At 57.3% G+C, this 429-nt stretch carries 1 pseudogene; it reads left to right on the top strand.

Features of this window, described 5'->3' with window-relative positions:
* Nucleotides 1-429, top strand: a pseudogene (locus J1G18_RS27900) (hypothetical protein); the annotation flags it as partial.

The following is a 429-nucleotide window of genomic DNA, read 5'->3' as shown; positions in this document are numbered from 1 at the left end:
AGGGCGAAAAAGTCGAAGTCACCGCCCTGCCCCAGACCGTCGACAATATCCCGCATAACTACGAGTTCAAGCTGTCCATTGCGGCCGTGCGCAAACTGGTCAATACCCAGGTCAGTTTCTTCTATCGGCTGGAACGCAGCGGCAGCAGTGACCCGTTACGCTCAAAAAGGCAGTTTGTACAAGTCACCGGCGCAGCCCACCGCCTGGCCGCACCGATCATCGAAGAAGCCGAGGGTGACTTCATCGATCCCACGAAGACACCCATCAACGTCCGCATTCCGTTCGATCCGGCCATCGAGTACGGCATGGGCATTGAGCTGTTCCTGTTGGGTAAACGTCCGGACGGCAGCACCTTCCTGCCTGAGTTGGAGTGGCACATTCCGGAGGAGGATGAAGTCGAGAATCCCGAAGGTTTTGTCATCACCGTCG

The sequence above is a fragment of the Pseudomonas sp. MIS38 genome, from assembly GCF_019891575.1.
In the GTDB taxonomy this organism is placed as follows: domain Bacteria; phylum Pseudomonadota; class Gammaproteobacteria; order Pseudomonadales; family Pseudomonadaceae; genus Aquipseudomonas; species Aquipseudomonas putida_A.
Note: the sequence above shows the minus strand (reverse complement) of the source record. Positions and strands in the feature narration are given on the sequence as shown.